Source organism: Trinickia fusca (assembly GCF_003628145.1).
Classification (GTDB): Bacteria; Pseudomonadota; Gammaproteobacteria; order Burkholderiales; family Burkholderiaceae; genus Trinickia; species Trinickia fusca.
In genome coordinates this window covers 49,799-71,139 of record NZ_RBZV01000001.1, presented here as the reverse complement: position 1 = coordinate 71,139, position 21,341 = coordinate 49,799, and the positions used below count along the sequence as shown (strand labels likewise).

Annotated in this window: 22 protein-coding genes; 4 read left to right on the top strand and 18 right to left on the bottom strand. The window is 64.8% G+C overall.

Features of this window, described 5'->3' with window-relative positions:
* Window positions 1–56: 56 nt before the first annotated feature.
* The 14 genes from D7S89_RS00370 to D7S89_RS00305 form a co-directional block, all read right to left on the bottom strand.
* On the bottom strand, window positions 57–323 hold the full coding sequence (locus tag D7S89_RS00370; protein WP_121274763.1) for a glutaredoxin family protein: 267 nt from the start codon (window positions 321–323) through the stop codon (window positions 57–59).
* Window positions 324–1,832 carry a DegQ family serine endoprotease gene (locus D7S89_RS00365; RefSeq protein ID WP_121274762.1) on the bottom strand — a complete coding sequence of 503 codons (1,509 nt, stop codon included), beginning with the start codon at window positions 1,830–1,832 and terminating at the stop codon, window positions 324–326.
* A gap of 17 nt (window positions 1,833–1,849) precedes the next feature.
* Entirely contained in the window at window positions 1,850–2,893 is a 1,044-nt protein-coding gene (locus tag D7S89_RS00360; RefSeq protein WP_121274761.1) for a MucB/RseB C-terminal domain-containing protein, read from the bottom strand.
* 4 nt (window positions 2,894–2,897) lie between these two features.
* Entirely contained in the window at window positions 2,898–3,503 is a 606-nt protein-coding gene (locus D7S89_RS00355; protein WP_121274760.1) for a sigma-E factor negative regulatory protein, read from the bottom strand.
* A gap of 86 nt (window positions 3,504–3,589) precedes the next feature.
* Entirely contained in the window at window positions 3,590–4,189 is a 600-nt protein-coding gene (gene rpoE / locus D7S89_RS00350; protein ID WP_121274759.1) for an RNA polymerase sigma factor RpoE, read from the bottom strand.
* A gap of 103 nt (window positions 4,190–4,292) precedes the next feature.
* Window positions 4,293–4,748 carry a protein YgfX gene (locus D7S89_RS00345; protein WP_121274758.1) on the bottom strand — a complete coding sequence of 152 codons (456 nt, stop codon included), beginning with the start codon at window positions 4,746–4,748 and terminating at the stop codon, window positions 4,293–4,295.
* Between the two features lie 4 nt (window positions 4,749–4,752).
* On the bottom strand, window positions 4,753–5,991 hold the full coding sequence (gene fabF, locus D7S89_RS00340) for a beta-ketoacyl-ACP synthase II (protein WP_121274757.1): 1,239 nt from the start codon (window positions 5,989–5,991) through the stop codon (window positions 4,753–4,755).
* Between the two features lie 157 nt (window positions 5,992–6,148).
* Window positions 6,149–6,388, bottom strand: a complete 240-nt coding sequence (gene acpP / locus D7S89_RS00335; RefSeq protein ID WP_004197638.1) for an acyl carrier protein — start codon at window positions 6,386–6,388, stop codon at window positions 6,149–6,151.
* A gap of 148 nt (window positions 6,389–6,536) precedes the next feature.
* The gene (gene fabG / locus D7S89_RS00330; RefSeq protein WP_121274756.1) at window positions 6,537–7,286 is read right to left on the bottom strand and encodes a 3-oxoacyl-ACP reductase FabG; all 750 of its coding nucleotides are present in this window, start codon (window positions 7,284–7,286) and stop codon (window positions 6,537–6,539) included.
* Between the two features lie 72 nt (window positions 7,287–7,358).
* On the bottom strand, window positions 7,359–8,297 hold the full coding sequence (gene fabD / locus D7S89_RS00325) for an ACP S-malonyltransferase (protein ID WP_121274755.1): 939 nt from the start codon (window positions 8,295–8,297) through the stop codon (window positions 7,359–7,361).
* Window positions 8,298–8,379: 82 nt separating this feature from the next.
* The gene (locus tag D7S89_RS00320) at window positions 8,380–9,369 is read right to left on the bottom strand and encodes a beta-ketoacyl-ACP synthase III (protein ID WP_121274754.1); all 990 of its coding nucleotides are present in this window, start codon (window positions 9,367–9,369) and stop codon (window positions 8,380–8,382) included.
* On the bottom strand, window positions 9,369–10,472 hold the full coding sequence (plsX, locus tag D7S89_RS00315; RefSeq protein WP_121274753.1) for a phosphate acyltransferase PlsX: 1,104 nt from the start codon (window positions 10,470–10,472) through the stop codon (window positions 9,369–9,371). The genes D7S89_RS00320 and plsX overlap by 1 nt, the downstream gene beginning before the upstream one ends.
* Window positions 10,473–10,607: 135 nt before the next feature.
* Entirely contained in the window at window positions 10,608–10,787 is a 180-nt protein-coding gene (gene rpmF, locus D7S89_RS00310) for a 50S ribosomal protein L32 (protein ID WP_121274752.1), read from the bottom strand.
* Window positions 10,788–10,888: 101 nt separating this feature from the next.
* On the bottom strand, window positions 10,889–11,527 hold the full coding sequence (locus D7S89_RS00305; protein WP_121275921.1) for a DUF177 domain-containing protein: 639 nt from the start codon (window positions 11,525–11,527) through the stop codon (window positions 10,889–10,891).
* Window positions 11,528–11,741: 214 nt separating this feature from the next.
* Between D7S89_RS00305 and D7S89_RS00300 the strand changes: the two genes are divergently transcribed.
* Together D7S89_RS00300 and D7S89_RS00295 are read left to right on the top strand one after the other, a co-directional pair.
* Complete coding sequence (locus D7S89_RS00300; protein WP_121274751.1) at window positions 11,742–12,371, top strand: Maf-like protein; 630 nt, start codon at window positions 11,742–11,744, stop codon at window positions 12,369–12,371.
* A complete protein-coding gene (locus D7S89_RS00295; RefSeq protein WP_121274750.1) occupies window positions 12,368–13,090 on the top strand; it encodes an SAM-dependent methyltransferase in 723 nt (240 codons plus the stop codon). Before D7S89_RS00300 ends, D7S89_RS00295 begins: the two co-directional genes overlap by 4 nt.
* Before the next feature lie 21 nt (window positions 13,091–13,111).
* Here the strand turns inward: D7S89_RS00295 and D7S89_RS00290 are convergent, their stop codons facing one another.
* Genes D7S89_RS00290 through D7S89_RS00275 form a run of 4 tightly spaced genes read right to left on the bottom strand, consistent with a single transcriptional unit; the run spans window position 13,112 to window position 16,195 of the window.
* Window positions 13,112–14,116, bottom strand: coding sequence for a S49 family peptidase (locus D7S89_RS00290; RefSeq protein ID WP_121274749.1), 1,005 nt, complete (start codon window positions 14,114–14,116; stop codon window positions 13,112–13,114).
* Window positions 14,117–14,125: 9 nt separating this feature from the next.
* Window positions 14,126–14,533 carry a Rieske (2Fe-2S) protein gene (locus D7S89_RS00285; protein ID WP_121274748.1) on the bottom strand — a complete coding sequence of 136 codons (408 nt, stop codon included), beginning with the start codon at window positions 14,531–14,533 and terminating at the stop codon, window positions 14,126–14,128.
* Entirely contained in the window at window positions 14,530–15,189 is a 660-nt protein-coding gene (locus tag D7S89_RS00280; protein ID WP_121274747.1) for an HAD-IIIA family hydrolase, read from the bottom strand. Before D7S89_RS00280 ends, D7S89_RS00285 begins: the two co-directional genes overlap by 4 nt.
* Window positions 15,170–16,195 (bottom strand): RluA family pseudouridine synthase, encoded by a 1,026-nt coding sequence (locus D7S89_RS00275; RefSeq protein WP_121274746.1) that lies wholly within the window; start codon window positions 16,193–16,195, stop codon window positions 15,170–15,172. The genes D7S89_RS00280 and D7S89_RS00275 overlap by 20 nt, the downstream gene beginning before the upstream one ends.
* A gap of 728 nt (window positions 16,196–16,923) precedes the next feature.
* On the opposite strand from D7S89_RS00275, the gene D7S89_RS00270 reads away from it, so the two are divergent.
* Entirely contained in the window at window positions 16,924–20,055 is a 3,132-nt protein-coding gene (locus D7S89_RS00270) for an Rne/Rng family ribonuclease (protein WP_121274745.1), read from the top strand.
* 170 nt (window positions 20,056–20,225) lie between these two features.
* Window positions 20,226–21,335 (top strand): GTP 3',8-cyclase MoaA, encoded by a 1,110-nt coding sequence (gene moaA / locus D7S89_RS00265; protein ID WP_121274744.1) that lies wholly within the window; start codon window positions 20,226–20,228, stop codon window positions 21,333–21,335.
* Window positions 21,336–21,341: the final 6 nt, after the last annotated feature.

Below are 21,341 nucleotides of genomic sequence, written 5' to 3'. Positions count from 1 at the left end.
CTCATCGTGGGCCGACGGCCGCGCTGCCGCGTCACGCCACGCGAGGGCACCCCCTGCTATCGCGAGGCCCGGTAGGACTCGAGCACCGCCCGCACGTGCGCGGCATCGAGCCGATAGCGGCAGAGTTCCTGACCATCCCAGACCAGCACCGGCACGAGTTCGTCGTAGCGCGCCTCGAGTTCGGCATCGGTATCGATGTCGACCACCTCCACCGGCATGTCGAATTCGGCCAGCAGCGGTTCGAGGGCCACCTGCATCTCCTCGCACAGATGGCACCAGGCACGCCCATACAGCATCAAGCGCGGCGTTTGCGGCGCGGTCATTTACTTTTGTGCGACTGCCGCACGCGGCCGCATCGGCACGAACTGCGTGTTCTCGCCACGGCGCACGAGCACGGCCACCATCTTCTGCGGATCGAGATGCGCAGTGACCTGCTCGAACTGCTTGGCACTCGAGACATCGGTATCGCCGATTCGCAAGATGATGTCGCCCTTTTGCAGTCCGACGTGCTCCGCCGGCCCTTCCACGGCTTCCACCTGCACGCCGTTGCGCAGCTTCAGCGTTTTCATCTGATCGGACGACAGATCGCTGACCGTCACGCCGAGCGGATTGCTGCGTCCCGGTTTGGCCGCCTGCGCGTCCTGCTCGCTGACCTTGGCCGTCTTGTCGGTCGGCGTGTCCGCGATCGTGATCGGCAGATCGCGCGCCTGCCCCTTGCGCCAGACGGTCACGGTCGCCTTCGTACCCGGTTTCGTATCGCCGACCATGCGCGGCAGATCGGTATCGGTCTCGACCGGCATGCCATTGAATTTCAGGATGATGTCGCCGGGCTGTACGCCAGCTTTGTCAGCCGGACCGCCCGGCTCGACGCTGCTGACGAGCGCCCCTTCGGCGCGCGGCAAGCCCAGCGAATCGGACACGTCCTTCGTGACCTGACCGATCGACACGGCGATGCGGCCACGCACGACCTTGCCGGACGTCTTCAACTGGTCGGCCACGCGCATCGCCTCGTCGATCGGAATCGCGAACGAAATGCCCATGAAACCGCCCGTGCGGCTATAAATCTGCGAGTTGATGCCGATCACCTCGCCCTGCATGTTGATGAGCGGGCCGCCCGAGTTGCCGGGATTCACGGCCACGTCGGTCTGGATGAACGGCAGATAGTCGCCGGTATCGCGCCCCTTCGCGCTGACGATGCCCGCCGTCACCGTGTTGTCGAGCCCGAACGGCGAGCCGATCGCGACGACCCACTCGCCGACCCGCACCTTGTTCGAATCGCCGATCGTGACAGCCGGCAGATTGGCCGCGCTGATCTTGACGATGGCCACGTCAGTGCGATCATCGGCACCGATCAGCTTGGCTTTGAACTCGCGCTTGTCCGTGAGCGTCACGTAGATATTGTCGGCATCCTCGATCACGTGCGCGTTCGTCATCACGTAGCCGTCGGTCGACAGAATAAAGCCCGAGCCCACGCCGTTGCTCTGCTCGGCATCGCCGCCGTCGGGCGAATCCGGCGCATTGCCGCCGCCGTGCGGGACGTTCGGCGCATGAGGCGTATTGGGCGTCTGCGGCAGCGGAATGCCGAAAAAGCGGCGGAAGAACTCGGACATATCGCCGTCGTCGAGGCCAGGCGGCAAACCGCGCTGGGGCGTGGTGCTCGAGACGTGCGTCGTCGTGCGGATGTTGACGACGGCTGGCCCCACTTTGTCGACGAGATCCGTGAAATCGGGCAGATTGGCCGCCGGCGCAGCTGCGGCGACCTGCGGCGCGAGCGGCAGGCAGCCCAGCAGCACCGCGGCCGCGAGAAATTTGCGCACCGAGAAATTCGACATAGGAAGGGACCGAAGCGTTACTTGGAAGCTTTGTATTCTATGGCAGACGCGAAACGTTGCAGCGTGGCTTGCGGCACCTCGCCCAGCAGCGTGATCCAGTAATCGCCGTAACGCGTCACGAGCACGTGCGTGGCACCGCTGCTGCCCGCCCCTTCCTTGCGCGAATTCTTCTCGGCCCGCTCGATGAATACGGAGATGGCCGAGAGCCCATCGGAGAAGACGGCCTGATCGACCGGGATCGGCGGATCGCCCGCCTCGCGCGCCGCCATCGGCCGCCGCAATTCACGAATCTTGCGAAAGCCCTGGACGTCGGGCGTCATGCGCCAGCCTTGCGCCTCGATGTCGACGGGCTGCACGGGCGGCCGCACGAGCGTCCAGCCTGTCGTATTGCGCATGCCGGCCACGATCGATTGCTTCTCTACCGGCACACCGATGCGCACCTGAGTGAACGAAACCTGCTCGAGCACCTGCCCGTTCGCATCGAGCGTTTGTGTGCGCAATAACAGACCGGTCTTGGCATCGGCCCACAACTTGTAGGCAAAGCGATACGTGTCCTTCGGATCGAGCTCGATGACCTGCGCGTCCAAGCCCGCCACGCGATCGGCGCCGAGCAGCTTCGGCTCGTAGACCATCAGCACCTGCTCGCCGCTTTCACCGAGCAACGCCGGAAACGAGTCTTTGCTCTGGCGCTTTTCGACGATGCACATATGCCGTTCGGGCACGAACGTATAGAGATCGTCGTCGTGACGCAGCAGCTTGCGCGGCTTGCCGTCGAGGCTCTCGAGCGACTCGTACTCGCCCTCGCCGCGCGACGCATAGTGCGTGATGCGCGAGGACTGCACGAATGTGCCGCGCTGATAGACGAATGCGCCTTCGTAATTCTCCTTCTGCGCGGCCTGATGGATCCGGTCGAGCCAGCCGGCCACTTGTTCGCGCGCGGCGGTGGTGCCAGCCGCCTCGGCAAACGCGTGGGGTGCAAGCACCAGCATGAAGGCGGCGAGAAACAGCCACGTAGGCAGCCGCCCCCATGTGGCGACGCGCTTGAACCGCAGTATCGGCATCAGCTTACTGGCCTTGCGAAGTCAACGCGGCGGCGCGAATCAGCGGCATCGAGCCAGCCATCATCGGCTGCTGAGCGAATTGCTGGTGCGCTTCCAGATATTGATCGAGACGGGCGTCGCGGATGATGTTCGCCTGTTCGCCAGCGGTGTTCATGGCTACCGCTCGCACACCGTCGGCCCGGGTTGGCGCCGAGGCCGTCTGGACGGAGCCTTGGGCACCGTCGAGCCGCTGCACTTGCGGCACGACGATCCACGTCAACGTGGCAGCAGCCGCGGCGATGGCCAAGGCCGGCATGAACCGGCGGCGCAGCATCTGCAGGCGATGCGTGCCTGCTCGCGACACCGAGGCCGGCGCCAGCACATGCGGCTCGGCTTCGAGCCGCGCGGCGAAACCTTTGAGAAAAGCGTCGCTCATGGCTGGGTGCACGGCCAGATCGTCGGAGCGCAGCGCATCGCCGATCAGGTGATATTCGCCCCAGGTAGCGCGCTCCGCCCTGTCCAGTTCTCCGAGGACGTCGCCGACGTGCTCGTCCGCCCATTCACCATCGAGAAAAGCGGATAAACGCTCGCCGCGCGAGCATTCCTGCGATTGCATCGAGACCGACCCCATGACGCTCCCCATCTTACAGATACCCCGTAAAGACCACTACCCCAAGTATGCGTTGCCCGCCGGCACACGTCCGATACTCGCGGCCACTACCAGCGCTTGCCTTCCGGCGTGTCCAGCAGCGGTCGCAATTTTGCCGCAATCGCCTCGCGTGCGCGAAAAATGCGCGATCGCACGGTGCCGATCGGGCACCCCATCATTTCGGCGATTTCCTCGTAGCTCAGACCTTCGATTTCGCGCAGCGTGATCGCCGTACGCAACTCCTCGGGCAACAGCGCCATCGCGGCGTTGACCGTTTGCGCGATCTGCTTGCTCATCAACACCGATTCGGGCGTATTGATATCCCTTAGTTGATCGGCGTCGGAGAAAGTTTCCGCTTCTTCGGCATCGGCCTCGGTCGAGGTGGGTGCGCGCCGGCTTTGCGTCGCAAGGTAGTTTTTGGCCGTGTTGACGGCAATCCGGTACAACCACGTATAGAACGCCGATTCGCCACGAAATTGCGGCAACGCGCGATAAGCCTTGATGAACGCGTCTTGCGCGACATCCTCGACCTCGGCCGGGTCGCGCACGAGGCGCGAGATCAACCGAATGATCTTGCGGTGGTATTTGGCGACCAGGAGTTCGAACGCTGCCTTATCGCCCTTTTGCACGCGCTCGACCAATACCTGGTCAATTTCTTTTTCGCTCACCTGTAGGATCCGTTCACTTTGGGGGTGCGTCGCGGAGCGTTATTGTAGCGTCCCCATCATCGACCCACGCGCGATCTGTAACGATCGTTACGGTCGTTACAGATCAGTGTGAAGCGTGCCGCGCCCGCACGGCCAATTCGCGAAATATATCGGCCGGCAGCGCATCGGCTGCCAAGACGAGCGGCATCACGCGACGCGCGCTGTCAGGCACCACGGCGAGCACGAGCAGCCAGCGCGCCCATTGTGCGCCGCCAGCGATACGTCCGCGCAACAACGCACGACCGGCGTCATCGAACGCCGCAATGCCGCTCGAGGCGATTTCGAGCATCGCCGGCTGGCGACGCTCGTGGCAGCGCCAGCCGAGCATCAATGCCGCACACGTGGCGAGCGCCAACGCGAGCGCTGCAACGGTCCCGCCTCGCGGCGCGACGACCGCATGCACGGCTGCCGAGGCAATCGCCACGAACGCGAACGTCAGCGCCCGCAAGATGAAGGAGCGCCGCAATGCCACTTTGCGCGGCGCCCCTGTCTGCGAAAAAGCGTTCGAATCGTCCGTCAAGCGATCAGACGCGTTTGAACACGAGCGTACCGTTCGTGCCGCCGAACCCGAACGAGTTCTTCAGCGCGATGTCGATCTTCATCTCCCGTGCCGTGTTGGCACAGTAGTCGAGATCGCAGTCCGGGTCCTGGTTGAAGATGTTGATCGTCGGCGGCGACACCTGGTGATGCATCGCCAGCACCGTGAACACCGACTCCAGACCGCCCGAACCGCCGAGCAAGTGCCCCGTCATCGACTTCGTCGAATTGACGACGACCCGCTTGGCGTGCTCGCCCAGCGCGCGCTTGATGCCCGTCGTCTCCGAGATGTCGCCGAGCGGCGTCGACGTACCGTGCGCGTTCACGTAGTCGACCTGATCGCCGTTGATGCCCGCGTTGCGCAGCGCAGCCGTCATGCAGCGGCGCGCGCCGTCGCCGTCTTCGAGCGGCGCCGTCATGTGGTTCGCGTCGCAGCTCATGCCGTAGCCGCCCACTTCCGCATAGATCTTCGCACCACGCGCCTTCGCGTGCTCGTACTCTTCGAGCACCATGACACCCGCGCCCTCGCCGAGCACGAAGCCGTCGCGATCCTTGTCCCACGGACGGCTGGCCGTCGCCGGATCGTCGTTTCGCTGCGACAGCGCACGTGCCGCCGCGAAGCCGCCGATACCGAGCGGCGAAACCGTCGACTCGGCACCGCCAGCGATCATCACATCGGCATCGCCGTACTCGATCAGACGCGCCGCTTCGCCGATGCAGTGCAGGCCCGTCGTACAAGCCGTCACGATCGCGAGGTTCGGGCCTTTGTAGCCGAACTTGATGGCGATGTGGCCCGAGATCATGTTGATGATCGAGGCCGGGACGAAGAACGGCGAAATGCGGCGCGGACCGCGATTGAGCAGTTCGGTTTGCGTGACTTCGATCATCGGCAGACCGCCGATGCCGGAACCCACGACCACGCCGACACGCTCGGCGTTCGCTTCCGTCACTTCGAAGCCGCTATCTTGAATAGCCTGAATGCCGGCCGCCATGCCGTAATGGATGAACGTATCCATATGGCGTGCTTCCTTGGCCGGAATATAGTCTTCGATGTTGAAGCCCTTGACCTCGCCGGCAAAGCGGGTCGAGAAGTTCGTAGCGTCGAACTTCGTGATGTTGGCGATGCCGGACTTGCCGGCCACCAGATTGGCCCAGCCGTCGGCAACATTGTTGCCAACAGGCGATATAAGCCCTAAGCCTGTAACGACAACGCGACGGCGGCTCACGGTAACCCCTTTTCCATAGAATGACAAAAACAAAAGCCACAGCGGCCACAGGTACTTGCCCTGTGAGCCCTGTGGCTATGAATCCGGCACCAGCGTCGGCATCCGACGTGACAGCATGTCAAACGCGGCTAGCGCAGAAAGGATCGCGCGACAGGCGTTAGGCCTTGACGTTCGCGCGAGCGTAGTCGATCGCTTGCTGAACGGTCGTGATCTTCTCGGCTTCTTCATCCGGAATTTCCATGCCGAATTCGTCTTCCAGCGCCATCACGAGTTCAACGGTGTCGAGCGAGTCGGCGCCGAGGTCGTTGACGAACGAAGCTTCGTTCTTGATTTCAGCTTCTGCAACGCCCAGTTGTTCTGCGACGATCTTCTTGACGCGCTGTTCGATGTTGTCCATTACCCCTCCGAGGGAAAGATGTTCAAAAATGCAAGTGCGCGCATTCTAACAGGTTTGGTACCGCAAAAAAGCGCGCAAAGCTTGCGGCAACACAAGCGCCCGGCAGTTTAAGCAAACTCGCCGCGGCGCGGATGGTAACCGAAATTCCTTACGACATGAACATGCCGCCGTTCACGTGCAGCGTCGTGCCGGTGATATAGCCGGCATGCGGCGACGCGAGGAACGCGACGGCGTGTGCGATGTCCTCGGGGCTGCCCAGCCGACCCAGCGGAATCTGCGCCTTCAGCGCGGTCTGCTGTTCTTCCGGCAGCACCTTCGTCATGTCGGTATCGATGAAGCCCGGCGCCACGCAATTGACCGTGACGTTGCGGCTGCCGATTTCACGCGCAAGTGCACGCGTCATGCCCGCCACGCCGGCCTTCGCGGCCGCGTAGTTGATCTGCCCCGGATTGCCCGACGAGCCCACCACCGACGTGATGTTGATGATGCGGCCGCCACGCGCCTTCATCATCGGGCGCAGCACCGCACGCGAGAGCCGGAACACGGCTTTCAGGTTCGTGTCGATGACGGCGTCCCACTCGTCGTCCTTCATGCGCATCGCGAGCTGATCCTGCGTGATGCCTGCGTTGTTGACGAGGATGTTCAACGCGCCGAACTCCTTGACCGTCGCGTCGATGAGTGCATCGACCGCAGCCGCGTCGTTGACGTCGAGCACGGCGCCGCGACCCGCGAACCCCTGGGCCGACAACGCTTCGCCGATGCCGTTGGCACCTGCTTCGCTCGTTGCCGTACCGATCACGGTCGCGCCTTGCCGCGCGAGTTCGAGCGCGATCGCCCGGCCGATGCCGCGCGAAGCGCCCGTCACGAGCGCAATTTGTTTTTCGAGAGCTTTTTCCATGATGTATCCGAATGATCCGCTTCTCGAGGCGGATCGATTGCCGTCTCCGTCCAATGAAGCGACGCGGCCCGGTCAGGCCGTTACGAGCTTGAGCATGTCGTCGAGCGATGCCGGATCGGTAATCGAACCGCCGACCAGGTTGCCGTCGATGCGTTTCGTGAGGCCCGCCAGCACCTTGCCGGGACCGCACTCGATCACATGCGAGACACCGCGCTGGGCGATCGCCTGAACGCATTCGACCCAGCGCACGGGGCCAGCGGCCTGACGCACGAGCGCATCTTTGATGGCAGCGGGCTCTGCGACGATCGCCACGTCGACGTTGTTGACGACGGGAATCTGCGGAACGCCGACCTCGACATCGGCCAGATATTGGCGCAGCTGATCCGACGCCGGCTTGAGCAGCGACGAGTGAAACGGCGCCGACACCGGCAGCGGCAGCGCGCGCTTGGCACCCTTGGCCTTGGCGATCTCACAGGCCTTCTCGACCGCTTCCTTATGCCCTGCGATCACGACTTGGGCAGGCGCATTGAAATTGACGGCTTCGACCGCGCCGAGGCCGGCACCGGCCGCTTCCGCGCACACGGCGCGCACGGTGTCGTCGTCGAGGCCCAGAATGGCCGCCATGCCGCCGACGCCGACCGGCACCGCCGTCTGCATCGCCTGCGCGCGAAAGCGCACGAGCGGCACGGCATCGCGAAACGCAAGGGCGCCCGCGGCAACGAGCGCCGTGTATTCGCCAAGGCTGTGGCCTGCGACGATCATGGGTGCCGGGCCGCCCGCTTCGCGCCATGCGCGGTACATCGCGTAGGCTGCCGTCAGCATGACGGGCTGCGTGTTCGTCGTGAGGTTCAATTCGTCGGCTGGACCTTCGGCGATCAGCTTGCCGAGATCCTGACCCAGCGCGTCGGATGCTTCCTGAAGCGTTTCACGCACGATCGCGTGATCGGCAAATGCGTTGAGCATGCCGACCGACTGCGAGCCTTGCCCAGGAAAAACGAACGCAAAATTCATATCGTCCCCAAATGACTGAAATCCGATGGGATGCGCATGCGCGCGAATGCCGCGGCTGACGCCGCCCGGCGAGCAGCCGCTATCAGTAGCGAATGACGGAGGCGCCCCACGTGAAGCCACCGCCAACGCCCTCGAGCAGCACGTTCTGGCCGCGCTTGATGCGCCCGTCGCGCACCGCGAGATCGAGTGCGAGCGGAATGGAGGCGGCCGACGTATTGCCATGCTCATCGACCGTCACGACCATGCGCTCCTGCGGCAAGCCAAGTTTGCGGCAGGTGCTGGACATGATACGGATATTGGCTTGGTGCGGAATTAGCCAATCGACCTGCTCGGGCGACAGATCCGCCTTGGTCAACGCTTCGATGGCGACCTTCTCGAGCACGTTCACGGCCAGCTTGAACACGGCTTGGCCATCCATGTGAAGGAACGCGCTACCGGCCACCACGCCGCCGTTCACGTGACCCGGCGTGCACAGGATGCCCGCGTGGCTGCCATCGGCATGCAACGCGCTCGCGAGCACGCCCGGCTCTTCCGATGCCGACAGGATGATCGCGCCGGCACCGTCGCCGAACAGCACACAGGTCGTGCGATCGTTGAAATCGAGAATGCGCGAGAACGTCTCGGCACCGACGACGAGCGCCGTGCGGTGCTGTCCGCTGCGAATGAGGCTGTCGACCGTCGCGACCGCGTAGGCAAAGCCCGAACACACGGCCTGGATATCGAACGCGGCGCCGTTGTTCTTGATCCCGAGCTTGTCTTGCAGCAGGCACGCCGTGCTCGGAAAGACGAAGTCGGGCGTCGAGGTGGCGACCACGATCAGGTCGATCGACTGCGGATCGATACCGGCAGCTTCGATCGCACGCTGCGATGCGATCAGCGCGAGGTCGCTCGTCGCGACGTCGGGCTCGGCGAAGTGGCGCGCCCGAATACCGGTACGAGCGACGATCCACTCATCGCTGGTTTCGACACCGCGTTCGGCGAGACGATCCGTCAGCTGCTGATTGGTCACGCGCCCGGGCGGCAGGTAGCTGCCAGTGCCGAGCACACGGGAATAAACTTTCGATTGAACCATTATGCCTTCGAGGAAACCGCAGCGTAGGGCTCGGCCGGCCGGCCGGCGGGGGTGGCATGACCTGCGCCGCCCGCATCGCGCGCCGCCTGTTCGAGCGGATAGGCATTTTCTTCCATCGCGCGTGCGAGGCGTTCGAGGACGCCATTTTTGACGGCATCATACCCGCGTTTGATAGCCCACTCAAACGCATACGCATCAGCGGATCCGTGGCTCTTGATGACGAGGCCGCGCAACCCGAGCAGGGCCGCACCGTTGTACTGGCGATGGTCGACGCGCTTCTTGAAGCGCATCAGCACCGGCAGCGCCAGCAGCGCCATCAGTTTCGTGAGCGGCGAGCGACCGAATTCCTCGCGGATGATCTCGGAAAGCATCTGCGCCAATCCTTCCGACGTTTTGAGCGCGACGTTGCCGACGAAGCCGTCGCAGACGATCACATCGGTCGTGCCCTTGTAGATGTCGTTGCCCTCGACGTTACCGCGAAAATTGAGCGTGCTCGCGCGCAGCAACTCGCCTGCGCGCTTGATCGTGTCGTTGCCCTTGATGACCTCTTCGCCGATGTTGAGCAGCCCGATGGTCGGACGCTCCTTGCCCTCGAGTGCGGACACGAGCGCATGCCCCATTTCGGCAAACTGCAGCAGATGCTGCGGCTCGCAATCGACGTTGGCGCCGAGGTCGAGCATCATCGTGTAGCCGTGCGAATTGGGCAATGCGGAGGCGATCGCGGGCCGCTCGATACCTGCGAGCGTTTTGAGCACGTAGCGAGAGACGGCCATCAGCGCGCCCGTGTTGCCGGCGGAGATACAGGCCTGCGCCGCGTCTTCCTTGACGAGGTTCAACGCGACGCGCATCGAAGAATCTTTCTTCTTGCGCAACGCGACCTCGACCGGGTCGTCCATAGCGACGACTTCGGAGGCGGGCACAATGGTCAGCGCGGGATGATCCAGCGCTTTGCACTTCTTCAGTTGAGCACGAATCGCGGTTTCGACACCGACCAGCACGAGATGTGCGTCGGCATGCGAGCGAACGAAGTTGACGGCAGCGGGAACGGTCACGGACGGGCCGTGGTCGCCTCCCATGCAATCTATCGTGAGCTTTATAGTCATGGACTGCGACGAATTTCAGGCGCAAAAAAGCGGCAGTTGAATGCCGCCCTTTTTGTCAAACCGGGAAAATGTCAAGCGAGCCGTTCGCGACGCACTAAGCTGCCGCGCCCGGCAGGCGCCGCGCGCAAAGCGCGATTAGTCGTTCTTCGTCTTGACGACTTTCTTGCCGCGGTAGTAGCCGTTCGGGCTGATGTGGTGACGCATGTGCACCTCACCCGTGCTCGGCTCGACGGCCAGGGGCGCCGCAGTCAGGAAATCGTGCGAGCGGTGCATGCCGCGCTTGGACGGCGACTTCTTGTTTTGCTGGACTGCCATGATAACTCCTAAAAATTTTCCGGATTCTAACACAGCCCGAACGGCACCACGCCATCGGCCGAACGGCCGGCGCGCCGCATCGCGCTACTAATGCAACGTTTTCAATGCTTCTTGTCGCCGGAGCCGCCACGCTTGAGCGCATCGAGCGCCGCGAACGGATTCGGCTTGTCCGGCGCCTGCGCACCGCCGTCGTCCGCCGCTGGTTCGTCGGCCTCTTCGGCGTCGCTGGTGCCGGAAAGCAAGCTCTCGTGCACCTCAGGACACACATCGTGCTTGGGCACGAGCGGCAGAGAAAGCAACAGCTCTTCTTCGATCAAATCGATGAGATCGAACTGGCGCGAGCCCACGATCACATCCACTTCATCGTCATCGAGCGGAAACTCGTCCGCCTCCTCTTCCGTCGCCACGAGCCGATAGATGGCGTCGACATCGAACGACTGCTCATACGGCGCGAGGCATCGCTGGCACTCGAGCCATGCGCACCCGTGCACCGCGAGCCGCAGGTACGGCTGAGCAGCCTCGGTGCCGTCGTCCTGCAACTCCGGCTGCGTAGACCCTTCCACCTGCCACGTGAACGCGGTGTCGCGATCTGGCGCGTCGGCTGGGACTTCGTTTAACATGCGCGGCAGTTGCGAGACGCGCACCGCGCCCGCTGCCTGTCGCCCACTACGCGCAAATTCGAACACATCGAGCTCGTGCGGATTGACGGAGCCGTGAGGCTGGCCAGGATGTTGAGTCATGAGCTCGCTCCCCTTGCGTCTGTTCAACCCGAATCGCTGCGAATCGCTCAATCGCCGCGACTGACGGCCACGGCGAAAAGCGCCGACCAGCGGATCGGGCATACCGTGAAAAGCCCGACATCATATTCGTTTTACCTTTTCGAGTCAAACACTTAAGACCCGGCTGCAAAACGCCTTGCGCACGCGATCCGGATCTCTTTTTCCCGTCCCGACCATGTCCACCCCATCCGACCAACCACCTCGGCTGATCCTCGCCTCGAGCTCGCCCTATCGACGCGAGCTGCTCGAGCGGCTGCGCATCCCGTTCGACGTCGCCGTGCCCGCGATCGACGAAACGCCGCTTGCCGACGAAACACCCGCCGCCACGGCACTGCGACTGGCCCAAGCGAAGGCGCGCGCCGTCGTGACACTCTCCGTAGCCGGCCTTGACGCACGCCACGTGCTCGTGATCGGCTCCGACCAGGTCGCCACCTTCGACGGCCAGCAAATCGGCAAGCCCGGCACGCACGAAAAAGCGCTGGCTCAGTTGCAGGCGATGCGCGGACGCGTCGTCGAATTTCATAGCGCGTTGTGCCTGTACGACGCGGCACGCGACGTCGCGCAGACCGAAGACGTCGTGACGCGCGTGCGCTTTCGCGATCTTCCCAACGCCGAACTCGAGCAATACCTGCACGCCGAAACGCCGTACGACGTGGCCGGCAGCGCCAAGTCGGAAGGGCTCGGCATCGCGCTGCTCGAGTCGATCGAATCGACGGACCCCACCGCCCTCGTCGGGCTCCCGCTGATCGCGCTCACGCGCATGCTGCGCGCGGCCGGCTACCCGCTGCTCCAGGGGGCGCGATGACAGGCGTGCTCTATTTGATCCCGAATGCGCTCGGCGACGGCGACGCCAGCGCGCTCGCCACCGTGCTGCCGGCCAGCGTGCTCGCGCGCGCAGCTTCGCTGCACTATTACGTCGGCGAAAACGCCAAGACCACGCGCGCCTTCCTGAAAAAAGTCGGCACGGAGCGGCCGATCCAGGAAATCGAGATTCGCGAATTGAATGTGAATACGCCGGCTCGCGACATCGACGCGCTGCTTGCGCCGATTCTGGCCGGCACCGACGCGGGACTCGTGTCGGAGGCCGGCTGCCCTGCCGTCGCGGACCCTGGCGCGCTGCTCGTGCGGCGCGCCCATGAGCGTGGCGTGAAAGTCGTGCCGCTGGTGGGCCCGAGCTCGATCCTGCTCGCGCTGATGGCCTCGGGCCTGAATGGTCAGCGCTTCGCGTTTCACGGCTACTTGCCGGTCGATCCCGCCGAACGGGCCAAGAAATTACGCGAACTCGAGCAGCACTCGCGCAAGGCCAACGAAACGCAGATCTTCATCGAGACGCCCTACCGCAATCGCGCATTGCTCGATGCGCTCGTTGCGGGCTGCGCGCCGTCGACGCTGGTTGCCGTCGCCGTCGACCTCACGCTCGAGACGGAGACCATCGCCAGCCGCCCCGTTTCAGCGTGGAAGAAACACGCGGGCACGCTCGATCTGCACAAGCGCCCCGCGATCTTCCTGATGCTCGCGAACTGAGGTGCGCGCGGCGCGCACGCCTCAGTGCAGCCGCACGCCGCCGAGCGCCAGCGCATGCACGGCCGCCGAGCCGACGGCCGCGCCGAACTTGCGGGTGATGCGGTCGGAGAGGCTCTCCTTGACCGTGTAGTCGACGACGTCGGGTGCCTTGATCACTTCGCGCGCGACGTAGCCGGTGTCGCCGAAGCCGTCGGCCAGCCCCAGCTCGACGCTCTTCTCGCCGGTCCAGAACAGCCCCGAGAATACGTCCGCCGTCTCGTGCAGACGCTTGCCTCGCCCCATCTTCACGGCATCGATGAACTGCTGGTGGATGTCGTCGAGCATCGCCTGCGCATGCGAATCCATCGCCGGCGTCTCGGGCGAGAACGGGTCGAAAAAGCCTTTGTTGGCCCCCGACGTGTGCAAGCGCCGCTGAATGCCGAGCTTGTCCATGAGACCCGTGAAGCCGAAGCCGTCCATCAGCACGCCGATCGAGCCGACGATGCTCGCGCGGTCGACGAAGATCTTGTCGGCCGCCGCCGCGACGTAGTAGCCGCCCGACGCACACATGTCGCCGACCACCACGTAAAGCGGCTTGGACGGATATTTCGCGCGCAGGCGACGAATCTCGGCATTCATGATGCCGGCCTGCACCGGACTGCCACCGGGGCTGTTGATGTGCAGGATCACACCGACCGTGCTCGCATCGTCGAACGCGTTTTCGAGCGCGGTGTCGATGTCGTCGGCGTTCGCATTCGTATCGGCGGCAATCTCGCCGTCGAGCGTGACGAGCGCCGTATGACGCCCCGAGACCGTGACCTTCTCGCGGGACGCGTCGAACAGTCCGAACACGATCAGGATCAGGACCGCGAGAAACGCAAAGCGGAAGAAGATGCGCCAACGCCGTGCCGAGCGCTGCTCATTGATGGCGGCCAGCGCGATGCGCTCGAGCGCCGCGCGCTCCCAGTTCGGCTCGCGCGCGCCCTCGCCTGTCGGGGGACGCGATTCGGGAATGTCTTGCGATTCAGGGGAGTGGTTATCGGCCATGCGTCGCTATCAAGGAAGGGGGCTGGAAGTTGTCGCCGGGTGCAGGTCGTCCTCGGGCAGCCAGAATACCGCGCGGCCCTCGGGCGTATCGCGCTCCTGAACCGCTACCGGCCGCAACCGGCCGCCGCGGCACGGGCCGCCGACGCAGCGCCCGGTATCGGGCGCGTAGATCGCGCCGTGCGTGGCGCACATCAAGTATAAGCCCGACGATTCGAAGAACTGGCCCTCGACCCAGTCGAGCTCCATGGGCACGTGCGCACAACGATTGAGGTAGCCGTAGACGTTGCCGTCGTAGCGCACGAAGAACACGATGGCCGCGTGGCCGCAGTGCGCCGCGTCCACGCGCACACCGGCGCCGCCGTCGACGAGCGCCTCGGACGCGCACACGCGCACCGCTTCGCGCGCTGCGCCGCTCACGCGTGAGTCCTCAGCCAGTCGGACAGCGAGGCGACGCTGTCCGCCACGAACGCCGGCTCGAGCGCGGCCAGCGCCTCGGCCGGGTGCGCGCCGTACGTGACGGCGATGCTCGCGGTGCCCGCATTGACCGCCATCTGCAAGTCGTGCGTGGTATCGCCGATCATGACCGTGCGCGCCAGATCCTGGCCCAGTTCGCGCGTGAGCTCGTGCAACATGGCCGGGTGCGGCTTCGAGAAGGTTTCGTCGGCACAGCGCGTACCGTCGAACAGGCTCGTGAGGCGCGCTTCGTCGAGCGCGCGATTCAGACCGACGCGGCTCTTGCCCGTCGCGACGGCCAGCAGATAACCGAGCCCCCGCAACTCTTGCAGCATGTCGAGCACCCCATCGAACAGCTCGGTGCGGGCCTCTTTGACGAGGTAATGATAGCGATAGCGCTCGGCGAGCCGCGGGTAGTCGGATGGGTCCAGCGACGGCGCCGCGATTTGCAGCGCATCGCGCAAGCCGAGCCCGATCACATAGCTCGCGGCTTCGTCGGCCGGCACCGGTAAGCCGAGATCCCGGCACGCGGCCTGGATACTGCGCGTGATATGCGCGGTCGAATCCATCAACGTGCCGTCCCAGTCGAAGACGATCAGATCAAATTGCTGTCGGGCCATGCGGTTGCGTCTCGCTGCGCAGTTCGGTCAGTTGGTCCAGGAAGCGCCGGCATTCGGCCGGCAACGGTGCGTTCAATTCGAGCGGCTCGCCGCTGATCGGATGCGTCAGACGCAAGCGATGCGCATGCAGGAACATGCGCTTGAGCGACGGCCGCGCGCTTGCCCGCGCGAGCGCCTTGTTCAGCGCGAAATCGCCGTACTTCGCATCGCCCACGATCGGCAGCCCAAGATGCGCGAGATGCACACGGATCTGGTGCGTGCGGCCCGTCTTGAGCTCGGCTTCCAGCAATGCATAGCCTGGCCAGCGCTCGACGAGGTTGAAGACGGTATGCGACGGCTGCCCGTCCGGCTGCACGCACACGCGCCGCTCGCCTTCCGGGGTCAGATACTTCCTCAACGGCTCCTTCACGGCACGGCGGCGCCCCCAGTCGCTGGACCACTCGCCATGCACGCACGCGTAGTAGCGCTTGTCCATGCGATTGTCGCGAATCTGCTCATGCAGGCCGACCAGCGCCGCGCGTTTCTTGGCGAGCAGCAGGATACCCGAGGTTTCGCGATCGAGCCGATGCACGAGTTCGAGAAATTTGCCGAGCGGGCGCGCCTCGCGCATCTGTTCGATCACGCCGAAAGCAACGCCGCTGCCGCCGTGCACGGCCACGCCGGCCGGCTTGTTGATGACGATCAGCGCGTCGTCCTCGTACAGGACTTCGAAATGCGCGGCCGGCACGGGCGGCTGCACGTCGTCGGCGGCGCCCTGAGCGATGCGGATCGGCGGCACGCGCACGACGTCGCCGGTCACGAGCCGGTACTTGGCGTCGACGCGCCCCTTGTTTACCCGGACTTCACCGCTGCGCAGGATTCGGTAAATATGACTTTTGGGTACACCCTTGCAGACGCGCAGTAAAAAATTATCGATGCGCTGCCCGGCTGCGCCGTCATCCACCTGTATCATCGAAACTTGGTCACTTGCGACCGATTTCTGGGATATTTTGCCTAACTCATTCATTCTGAATATAATTTGCCCAGCAGTCCGGGGCTCACGGCGCGTTCGCCGACAGGCGCACGGATTGCAGGGTGCGAAGCAGGAAACTGTTATTTTACTTGCTTGGCTGTACCCAAGGGTTGGTTGCTCGCCCAGTCAATCATAAGAAGCAACGAGTTGCACGCACGGAATCCGTTGCGGCAAGGACGGCGCCCACAGGCCCGTTCGGTCGCGACGTGATGCCGACGGTAACGGAATTTTGGTAAAAAAGAATTCATCAGGTGAGCCTCGGTATCGAGCGATGTCGAGCAAAACCAGGCTCCCGATTGCGAAAATTACGGCGAGCGCCCTCAAGTGTTCCGCGTTACGCGGCGCTCCAGGCGACGTCAAAATTGGCGAGACACCCCGCGCGGCTGTCGAGCGATCATCGGGCTTCGCGCCGCGTCCATGACGCGGCTTCGCCCCGGCCGGTACGTGCACACGATGCACGATGCGAGCCGGTCGCGGCGAGCGAGGCCCGGCGCTCAAGGCGCGTGTGCGACGCCGTCATTTTTGAAGCCGTGTTCGCATGCGCCCCTGCGGCTCGCGGCCCCATTTACGGCCACAACGAGTCCCTTCAGGCAATTCTCCCCGCCATCGTTCCCGCTCCAGCGTGCTTGTGACAACACAATAAGGACGCGGCGCGCAGCAAGCTCGCCTGCCCGGCTGACAACCGTGCGGAGCCTGCGGCTAAGCCGCTCTGGAGCCGTTCAATGAAACGCATGCTGTTCAATGCAACGCAGCAGGAGGAACTGCGCGTTGCCATCGTCGATGGGCAAAAGCTCATCGACATCGACATCGAAACTGCCGGCCGCGAACAGCGCAAAGGCAATATCTACAAGGGCATCGTCACGCGCATCGAGCCGTCGCTCGAAGCCTGCTTCGTCAACTACGGCGAAGACCGCCACGGCTTCCTGCCGTTCAAGGAAGTCGCCCGCCAGTACTTCAAGGAAGGCGTCGACATGCGCTCCGCGCGCATTCAGGACGCGCTGCGCGAAGGCCAGGAACTGATCGTTCAGGTCGAGAAGGAAGAGCGCGGCAACAAGGGCGCGGCGCTCACGACGTTCATCTCGCTGGCCGGCCGTTACCTCGTGCTGATGCCGAACAACCCGCGCGGCGGCGGCGTCTCGCGCCGCATCGAGGGCGACGATCGGCAGGAGCTGCGTGAAACGATGTCGCAGCTGCAACTGCCCGACGGCATGAGCATCATCGCGCGCACGGCCGGCATCGGCCGCAGCGCCGAAGAGCTGCAGTGGGACCTGAACTACCTGATGCAGCTGTGGCGCGCCATCGAAGCCGCGTCGCAAAGCGGCCAGTCCGGCCAGCCGATGCTGATCTATCTCGAATCGAGCCTCGTCATCCGCGCGATTCGCGACTACTTCCAGCCCGATATCGGCGAAATCCTCATCGACACGACCGAAATCCATGACCAGGCACGCGCCTTCATGGATATCGTCATGCCCGACAACGTCGGCAAGGTGAAGCGCTACCACGACGACGTGCCGCTGTTCTCGCGCTTCCAGATCGAGCATCAGATCGAGACCGCGTATTCGCGCACGGTGCCGCTGCCCTCGGGCGGCGCGATCGTCATCGATCACACCGAAGCGCTCGTCGCCATCGACGTGAACTCCGCGCGCGCGACCAAGGGCGCCGACATCGAGGAAACGGCCACGCGCACGAACCTCGAAGCAGCCGACGAAGTTGCCCGCCAGCTGCGTCTGCGCGACCTCGGCGGCCTGATCGTCATCGACTTCATCGACATGGAGTCGGCCAAGAGCCAGCGTGAAGTCGAACAGCGCCTGAAAGATGCGCTCAAGCACGATCGCGCTCGCGTGCAGATGGGCAAGATCTCGCGCTTCGGCCTCATGGAGCTGTCGCGCCAGCGGCTGCGCCCGGCACTGTCCGAAGGCAGCCACGTCACGTGCCCGCGCTGCAATGGCACCGGCCACATCCGCGATACCGAATCGTCCGCCCTGCAAGTGCTGCGGATCATTCAAGAAGAGGCCATGAAGGAGAACACCGCGGCGATCCACTGCCAGGTGCCCGTCGAGGTGACGGCCTTCCTGCTCAACGAAAAGCGCCAGGAAATCAACAAGATCGAGTCGCGCTTCAAGGTCAATGTCGTCCTGATCCCGAATAAGCACCTCGATACGCCGCATTACAAGCTCGAGCGCCTGCGTCACGATGACGCACGTCTCGACGAGCCGCGCGCCTCGTGGAAGATGGCCGAGGAGGCCGCTCGCGAGCTCGAATCGGAAACCGCCTACAGCAAGCGCACCGAGGAAGTGAAGCCGAAGCAGGAAGCGGCCGTGAAGGGCATCACGCCCGAAAAGCCGGCGCCTACCGCTCCGGCCAAGCCGCAGCCCGCTCCGGCCGCAGCCCCTGTGACGGCAGCGTCGGGCGGCTTCATCGGCTGGCTCAAGCGTCTGTTCGTCGGCCAACCGGCGGCACCCGCCCCGGCTCCCGAACCGGCTCAGCCTGCGCGCCCGGCGCGTGGTGAGCGCGCCGAGCGTGGCGGCGAACGCGGTGGCGATCGCAATCGCAACCGCCGTGGCGGTACGCCTGCCCGCGAAGGCGCCGCCCGCGGCGAAGCAGCCGGCGGCCGTCAGCAGCAGCAACCGTCGCAACGCCGCGAGGAACAACAGCGCGAGCCGCGTGAAGCGCGCGGCGGACGCGAGCCCCGCGAAAGCCGCGAGCGCCTCGAGCGTGGTGAGCGCCTCGAGCGTGGTGAGCGCGTGGAGACGGCCGAGGCCGCACCGCGTGGCGAGCGGCAGGATCGGCAAGAGCGCCGTGAACGTGGCGAGCGTGGCGAACGCCAGGAACGTGGCGAACGGGCCGAGCGCGGCGAGCGCGGCGAGCGTCAAGAACGCCGCAAGCAACAGCCCGAAGTAACGGCCGAAGCCGCCGCAGCCCGCGCCGAAGCATCGGCTGCCGAGGAGCTCGCGCAAGCAGCAGTGGCCGGTACGAACGAAGGTGTGGACGCGCCCGAGCAAGAACCCATCGCGCGTGAAGGTGAGGAACGTCGTCGTCGCCGTCGCGGCCGCCGTGGCGGTCGCCGCGAGCGCGAGGAAGACGGCATGAACGTCACGCATGCAGCTGAGCTTGCCGAAGCCGAGGGCACCGTGGCCGAAGTGCCGGTCCAAGCGCCGACGGAAGCAGTTCAAGCCTATGCGCACAAGCCGGCTGAAGCCGCGGCAGACGTCGTCGTCACACCGGTGCCGACGGCAGCGCCTGTGGTAACGGCCTTGCCCGAAGTGAGCGTGGCACCTGCTCCCGCTGCGCAACCGGCAGCAGCGCCGGTCGCAGTCGAAGCTGAGCGTCATGTGGAAGCGACGCCCAGCGCGTTCGAGCAAGCAGCGCCTGAAGCGACCGAACCGGCCGCCGCGCCGACGCAGCCCGCAATCGTCGAGCCGGCACCGGCAGCGACGAGCCCGGCCGCTGTCGAAGTCGTACCTGCGGAAGTCGCACCTGCGCGCACTGTCGAGCCCGTCGCCGCCAGCACGGCACCGCAAGCCGAAGCCGCCGCTGAAGCTGCGCAGCCAGTCGCCGTCGAAGCGGCCGAGCCCGCTGCCCCCGTCGCGCCGCAAGCCGCAGTTGTCGTCGAGACAGCCGCAGTAGCGGCCGCGCCGAGCGTACGCCGGAACGGTCCGTCGGCTGGCGAGCTGCAGCCGATGCTCGAATCGGTCGGTCTCGTGTGGGTCAACACCGATGCCGACAAGCTGCGTGCCGCCCAGGAAGTCGCCGCGCAAGCCGTGCCGCCCGCACGCGCGCCGCGCGAGCGCAAGCCGCTGGCACCCGTCGATCTGACGCCGATGCAGCAGGTCGAAACCCACAAGGGTGACTGACACAACGCGGCTGTGATCGCAGTTGAGCGCAAGCCCGCCTTTCGAGGCGGGCTTTTTTTTGTGCTCACGCCCCGTCAAGTCTGACGATATTCGCCCGACCAAGGGCGCAACGCAGGGCAAACGCCGACGGTTCCGCTAGAATGGTCTTTGCTCCGTCTCTTTGCCTCATCATGTCTCGACGCATCATCCCGGTCGCCGATATCCATGCGGTAGCCCTACCCGATATCGCCGGCACGCAACTCGCACCGCTCGGGATGCTCGCCGACGCACTCGAAAGGCCGCTGCGCGATCTGCGCATCTCGGTCACCGATCGCTGCAATTTCCGCTGCGTGTACTGCATGCCGCGCGCGGTGTTCGACAAGGACTACCCGTTCCTGCCGCACAGCGCGCTGCTCACGTTCGAGGAAATCGAGCGGCTGGCGCGGCTCTTCGTCGCGCACGGCGTCGAGAAGATCCGCTTGACCGGCGGCGAGCCACTGTTGCGCAAGGATATCGAACGCCTGATCGAGCGCTTGGCGCGGCTGACGACGCCCGATGGGCGAGCACTCGACCTCACCCTGACGACGAACGGCTCGCTGCTCGCTCGCAAGGCGCGATCACTGAAGGACGCGGGCCTGTCGCGCGTGACGGTGAGCCTCGATGCGCTCGACGACACCCTGTTCAAGCGCATGAACGACGCCGACTTCGCGCCGGCCAGCGTGCTCGAGGGGATCGCCGCCGCGCAGGCAGTCGGCCTTGCGCCGCTGAAGATCAATATGGTCGTCAAGCGCGGCACGAACGAGGACGAGATCGTGCCGATGGCGCGCCATTTCAAAGGCACCGGTGTCGTGCTGCGCTTTATCGAATACATGGACGTCGGCACGTCCAACGGCTGGAACATGACCGAAGTGCTGCCATCGGCCGAGGTCGTCGCACGCATCGCTGAGCACTTCCCGCTCGTGCCGCTCGAAGCGCACAGCGAGGCCGAAACCGCGCAGCGTTGGGGCTATGCCGACGGCAGCGGCGAGATCGGCGTGATCTCGAGCGTGACGCGCGCCTTCTGCGGCACCTGCACGCGCGCGCGCCTGTCGACCGAAGGCAAGCTGTATCTGTGTCTGTTCGCCTCCATGGGCTACGACTTGCGTGCGCTCGTGCGCAATGGCGCGACCGACGCACAGATCGCCACGGCCATCGCCCGCATCTGGCAAATGCGCGAAGATCGCTATTCGCTGCTGCGCGGCAGTGCCTCCCCCCTCGAAGCCGGCGCCGCCCGCATCGAGATGTCGTACATCGGCGGGTAAGCTGCC